At 74.4% G+C, this 6028-nt stretch carries 5 protein-coding genes; 3 read left to right on the top strand and 2 right to left on the bottom strand.

From position 1 onward, the window contains the following. The coding region (locus tag JWP64_RS31245; RefSeq protein ID WP_297504237.1) for a hypothetical protein at positions 1-260 on the bottom strand (260 nt) is incomplete at its 3' end. A 942-nt stretch (positions 261-1202) separates the two neighbouring features. Then, positions 1203-2282: an enoyl-CoA hydratase/isomerase family protein gene (locus JWP64_RS31240; protein WP_297504235.1), complete on the bottom strand. Its 1080-nt coding sequence runs from the start codon at positions 2280-2282 to the stop codon at positions 1203-1205. Between the two features lie 25 nt (positions 2283-2307). Here JWP64_RS31240 and JWP64_RS31235 point away from each other — a divergent pair, with 25 nt between their 5' ends. The 3 genes from JWP64_RS31235 (at position 2308) to JWP64_RS31225 (ending at position 5870) form a co-directional block, all read left to right on the top strand. Beyond that, positions 2308-3567 (top strand): CoA transferase, encoded by a 1260-nt coding sequence (locus JWP64_RS31235; protein WP_297504233.1) that lies wholly within the window; start codon positions 2308-2310, stop codon positions 3565-3567. Continuing rightward, positions 3564-4967 carry an amidohydrolase family protein gene (locus JWP64_RS31230; protein ID WP_297504231.1) on the top strand — a complete coding sequence of 468 codons (1404 nt, stop codon included), beginning with the start codon at positions 3564-3566 and terminating at the stop codon, positions 4965-4967. The genes JWP64_RS31235 and JWP64_RS31230 overlap by 4 nt, the downstream gene beginning before the upstream one ends. 267 nt (positions 4968-5234) lie before the next feature. Next, positions 5235-5870, top strand: a complete 636-nt coding sequence (locus tag JWP64_RS31225; RefSeq protein ID WP_297504229.1) for a hypothetical protein — start codon at positions 5235-5237, stop codon at positions 5868-5870. Positions 5871-6028 lie beyond the last annotated feature (158 nt).

The raw sequence follows: 6028 nt of genomic DNA, 5'->3' as shown, positions 1-6028 counted from the left end.
GCGGGCTGTTGCCCCTTGGCGGCGGCGGCGAGCATCTGCTTGGCGAAGACGCGCTGCTGGGCGATCAGGTTCTCGGCGAAGTCGAACACCGCGTCGAGGACCTCCTCCGGGTTGCCCCCGGCGGGCGCCGCCGCGTGGGTTCGACCCGTCACCCCCTTCATCAGCTCGTTGCTCTTCTCGGTCCACTGCTGCCACAGGCTCTTGAAGCCCTCCTGGGTACGGCGTGTCAACTCGCTGAGCTGCTCCTGCGAACTGGTCATCGCACTCCTCCTCCTGGGTAGGAATCGATAGGAGCCATGATGCGCGCTCTCCGGTGCTGAGGGCACACCTCGAACACGGTTCGATGAACACGGCCTGCTCCGCCTCGGGCGGCACCGGCTGCCCGTCCCCCAGTCCCCCGGGCTACGGTCGCTCGCCGCCGTTCTGGCCTTCCGGGGCCATGGTTGAACATGTCGGGGATCCGCTGACCGGCCACGATCATGTGGCCCCGGATCGGCGATCGGGAGGTGATCAGGCCCGGGCGGCGACGCCGCCTCTGGAGTGCCGACGTCGTGCTCGGAACGTAGGTGATCACTCCGCTGTTGGCTGAACCGGTTCGCCGATATAAGCCGCCTGGCGACCGCGCGGCAGCGGCTCCAGGCCTGGGGCGAGTTCGTCGGCGAGACCCTGGCCCACACCGACCGATCCACGCCCTCATCCGCGGCGAAGCAGACAGCGAACCCTTCGCCGTCGAGCTTCGCGAACGACTGCTCCACGACCGCCTCGCCAACATCACCACTCTCGTCCCACGCTATGCCGGCACATCCCTACGCCCGGGGATGACCATCGAACAAGCAGGCGAACAGGCGTGCGCGTTGACCAGCCCCGAAATGCGCCATCTCCTGATCAATGGGCTCGGGTGGACGCCAGAGCAATACACCGACTGGCTCTGCCAACTACTCGTAGACGACCTGCTCCGACTGCGCCCGCTTCACCCGACATTTGCTGGCGTCCGTGGCGGCGATCAAGGAAGGGTGGACGGACGAGGCGGCGGCGTGGCGGCCTCGCGGGATACACACAGTGGATCAAGCCGTCGCCCGCCGCACGGTGAAGGGCGAACCGCAGCTCCTCGCGGCGTCGCTGCACCATCACGAGCCCGTAGCAAGGACGACGTCGAGCAGTTGCCGTAGGGAAATCCCGATTGCACGCCACGGCCGCGGTTCTCACAGCACCTGGTCGATCAGTCCCCACTCGAGGGCAGTCCGGGCGTCAAGGGCTGCGCCGGTCAGGGCCAGGTGGAAGGTGCGCCAGCGGCCGATCCGGCGGGGAATGCTGACGGTGCCGCCGGCGCCGGGGATCAGGCCCATGCCAACTTCGGGAAGTCGGAAGGTCGTGTCCGGGTGGGCCAGGATGCGGCTGGCGAGCGCGGGGAGCTCGATCCCTGCGCCCACGCAAGCGCCGTGCACCCGGACCTCGACATGCTCGCCGAGGCGATGCAGCGGGCCAGCAGCCCCGCCTCGGGTCCGCACGAGATGCGCGGTGACCAGGTCGGGGGTGGTGCCGAACTCGTCGAGGTCGCCGCCGGCGCAGAACGAAGGGCCGGCCCCGTTGAGCACCACCCGGTCGACGGTGTCGTCGAGCTCCGCGATCTGCAGGGCCTCCACGAGGGCGTCGCGGACCTCGCGGCCGTAGGCATTGCGCCGCTCGGGCCGGTTGAGCGTGATCCGCAGCTCGTCCCCGGCCCGAGCGACGAGCACCGGGTCGGCGGGAGCGGGTGGTGGCAGCGGCCGGGGCCCGCGGTGCTCGAGCCAGCGGCGGAACTCCGGCCCGCCCAGCAGGGTGGAGTAGGCGAACGACTCGGCGTCCAGCGCGGCCGGCACCGGCAGCGACCCGGACCAGCGGAGCAGCCCTGCCAGCACCGTCGCGGCATGCGGGTTCGCCACGACCGCCGCGTGCACGGCCTCGGCCTGCGCCACCGGATCGGGCACGCCGACCAGCTCCCGCTCGGCCCCGACATCACCGGGGACGAGGGTGAGATCGAGTGCGGCAACCAGCGGGCGCAGCACGGGATGCGGTCCCCCACGCCCGACGACCCCGATCATGATCCGATCGCCCGCCCCAGCGACCCGCGCGGCCGCCTTCACGACGAGCGGATCCGGTGCGCCGTACAGGTCCACCACGACCAGCGGCCCGCGGACCTGCCCCGATTCGTCGAGGACGGACTTGCCAGCGCCGCGGGCGAGCCCTGCCGGATCCGTCCACTGCGGATTACGGCTGGAGCGGTCGCCGCTGCTGATCGTCATCTCCGCGCCAGCGTATCGTGGCCGCGTGCCGCAGCCGCCCGCGCCGACGCCGTCCCCGGTGCTGGCGGATCCGGTGCGGGACTGGGCCGACAGCGGGATCGTGGCCCTCACCGGGCATGCCGACGAGCCGCCACTCGTGCCCCCGGGACGGGCGGCCACCCGCGCCCGCGAGCTGGGCGAGCGCATCGCGGCGCTGACGCAGGGTCGGGTCCGGCTCGATGGCGGGCGCCTGCTCAGCGAACGCGCCGCCTTCACCGTCCACCGCCGAAACGGCCCCATCTCCGCCGGCGGCGCCTGCCGGCTGCTGCCCGCCGCCGACGGCTGGGCCGCGGTGTCCTGCGCCCGCCCCGACGACCCGCTGCTGCTCGGTGCCCTCGTCCAAGCGGAGCTCCCCGCGGACCCGTGGCAGGGGGTCGCGGCGTGGCTACGCGAGCACACCGGCGACGACCTGGCCGAACGCGCCGAACTACTCGGCGCCGCCGCCGCCCCGGTCCGCCACCTCGCGGTTGCCCCACCACGCCCGCCGCAGCTGCCGCCCCGCCCGGTCGACGGGCTGCTCGTGGTCGACTTCAGCGCGCTGTGGGCCGGCCCGCTGTGCGCGCTGCTGCTCGGCATGGCCGGCGCCCGTGTGGTTAAGGTCGAGACCCCGACCCGCCCCGATGGCGCCCGGCGCGGACACCCCGGCTTCTACCGGCTGCTGCACGCCGGGCACCGCTCGGTCGTGCTCGACCCCACCACCTCCGCCGGGCGGCGCGCCCTGGCTGAGCTGGTCGAGGCCGCCGACATCGTCATCGAGGCGTCCCGGCCGCGCGCCCTGGCCCGGTTCGGGCTCGACGCGCACGCCGCTGTCGCCGCCGGCACTACCTGGATCTCCATCACCGCCGCCGGCCGCAGCTCGGACCGGATCGGGTTCGGCGACGACGTCGCCGCCTCCGCTGGCCTCGTCGCCTATGACAACCGCGGCACGCCGGTGTTCTGCGGCGACGCCATCGCCGACCCGCTCACCGGGCTCACCGCCGCCGCGCTCGCCCTCACCGCGCCGGCCAACGGCTCCGGGATGCTGTGGGACCTCGCGATGACCGACGTCGTCGCCGCCACCCTCGACCGCGCGCCGGCCGGCCCGGCGCCGTCGGCCCGCCGCCAGGCCGACGGCTGGGTCGTCGACGCCGCCGACGGCCCCGTTCCCGTCGCCGCACCCCAGCGCCGCCAACCCGCCGGGCAGGCGCCCGGCAGCGGTGTTGACACCGCCGCGGTCCTCGCCGACCTCGGGATCCCCCCACCGTGAGCGCAGCCGGGACGCTGATCCGGGGCGCCGAGGTCGAGGGCCGGCGCGCCGACGTGCGGATCGCCGCCGGACGCGTCGCCCAGATCGCACCGGTCCTCGCCCGCCACCCCAGCGAGGAGGTCATCGAGGCCGGTGGCGGCGCGCTGCTGCCCGGCCTGGTCGACCACCACCTGCACCTGCACGCCCTCGCCGCCGCCGAGCACTCCGTCGCGTGCGGCCCACCCGAAGCGCGGGATCCCGCGGGCCTGGCCGCCGCCCTCGCCGCCGCCCCCGCCGACGAACACGGCTGGGTCCGCGGCATCGGCTACGCCGAGACCGTCGCCGGCAACCTCGACGCCGCCGCCCTCGACCGGTTGCACTCCGCCCGGCCAGTCCGGATCCAGCATCGCAGCGGGGCGCTCTGGACGGTGAACAGCGCGGCCGCCGCCCGTCTCGGGTTGGCGCACGCCGACCACCCCGGGGTCGAACGCGCGCTCGACGGCACGCCTACCGGCCGGCTCTGGCGCGCCGACAACTGGCTGCGCGTCCGCCTCCCCCGCGCCCGCCCACCCGACCTCGCCGCCGTCGGCACCCGGCTGGCCCGCCTCGGGATCACCGCCGTCACCGATGCCACCCCCGACCTCGACCCGGCCGCGGTCGACGCCCTCGCCGCGGCGGTGACCAGCGGGGCGCTACCCCAGCACCTGCACCTACTCGGCGCCCCCCTCGGTGCTGCGCTCCCCGCACCCCTCAGCACAGGCCCCTACAAGATCGTCCTCGCCGACTCCGGGCTACCCGACCTCGACACCCTCACCGACCGGATCCGCACCGCCCACGCCACCGGCCGCGCCGCCGCGGTGCACTGTGTCACCCGCGAGGCGCTTGTCCTGCTCCTCGCCGCCTTCGACGACGCGGGCAGCCAGCCCGGCGACCGCATCGAGCACGCTGCCCTCATCCCCGCCGAACTGATCCACGTTTTAGCCCGCCACAGCCTGCGCGTGGTCACCCAGCCCGGATTCCTCGCCCACCGCGGTGACGACTACCTCCGCGACGTCCCCGCCACCGACCACCCTGACCTCTACCGCTGCGCCCGCCTGCTGGACTCCGGCGTGCCCCTCGCCCTGTCCAGCGACGCTCCCTACGGCCCCCTCGACCCCTGGACCGTCATCGCCGCCGCCGTGCACCGGCGCACCCCAGCCGGCGAGGTCGCGGGCCCCGGCGAGCGCCTGACCCCGGCCGCGGCACTCGACGCCTATCTCGCCCCACCCGACGACCCCGGCGGTCCGCCCCGGCGGATCCGCCCCGGGGTCACCGCCGACCTGCTTCTACTCGACCGCCCGCTCACCACGGCTCTTCGGGACCAGCGGCCTGATGCGGTCCGAGCCGTGTTCATCTCGGGCCGGCTCATCGTCGGCGTGTGAACCGCACGTGGTCGGGGCTCAGCGCCGCGCTGTCCGCCTCTGCAGTGGATGTCGCGCGGCTCGGCTGCGCCGGGCCGCTCAGAGGCATGGTCTCCTCGGCCAGCCGCGCGGGCTTCCCACGCCACCGCTCATGGCCTTGGTGTCGTCATGCCGTACAGGTTGTTGGCTTTCCTCAATCCGCGTCGGCGGACAGCGCGGCCGGCTCGCCGACCACGTGCGCTTCGAGCTCAGTGCGGAGCACGCGGCGAAGGGGCTTGCTGTGTCGGTGTGCGGCAGGATGTCCCGAACGACGACCCGGCTGGCATCTTCGCTGGGCGGAGCCCCCTCGTCCGCCTCGCGCGCCCGGCGCAGCTCGACCCGGTGGTCGCGCCGTCCGTGCCCCCCGCGGACCCGGGCTACCTGGGCATCCCCGGCGCGCGGGCAGCGGCGTTCTTCCACCTCCCCAACGCCGACCCCGCGGTGGTCGCGCACGAGGAGGCGACGCGCAGCGAGATCCCGGCGGGCGTCGGGGCGAACATCAACGTGTACGTGCCGGCGACGCTGGGCATCGACGTCCCGGTACTCGCGGTGTACGGACGGTTCGACGAACCCTGCTGCGCACAGGGCGGCGGCGGGTCGGTCGCCGACTGCGCCGACGACGCGACGCTGTACGCAGCCGAGGCGCCCTTCTTCTCCCCAGCCGCACGGCTGCAGACCACGGTCGTCCCCGACGCGCGGCGTCGAGGCCCACGCGCCGCGCGGCCGGCGGCGAGCGCGGACCCGATACCGCCCCCGATGACGTCGATCAGCAGGTTCCTCGTGGCGGCTGTCGGCGCGCCGGTGAGGACCCGCGAATGCGGTACCTCGAACCTCCCGATGAAGGCGGGGCCGGCCGTGGCGCCGGCCGGTTCCGCATCCGACTGACGACCGTCTCGGCAGCCCATCCCATGCCGACGTCGGCGCAGGGCCGAAGCTCGAGGTAGTAGGCTCCGGGCCCGGCGACGGCCGGCCGGCCCGGGCCGTACCGGTGTTCAGGGGGCACACGTGGATCCCTCCGGGGCGGAGCGACCGCGCAACCGCCG

The sequence above is a fragment of the Pseudonocardia sp. genome (assembly GCF_025465255.1).
In the GTDB taxonomy this organism is placed as follows: domain Bacteria; phylum Actinomycetota; class Actinomycetes; order Mycobacteriales; family Pseudonocardiaceae; genus Pseudonocardia.
This window is presented reverse-complemented; position numbering and strand designations above follow the sequence as displayed.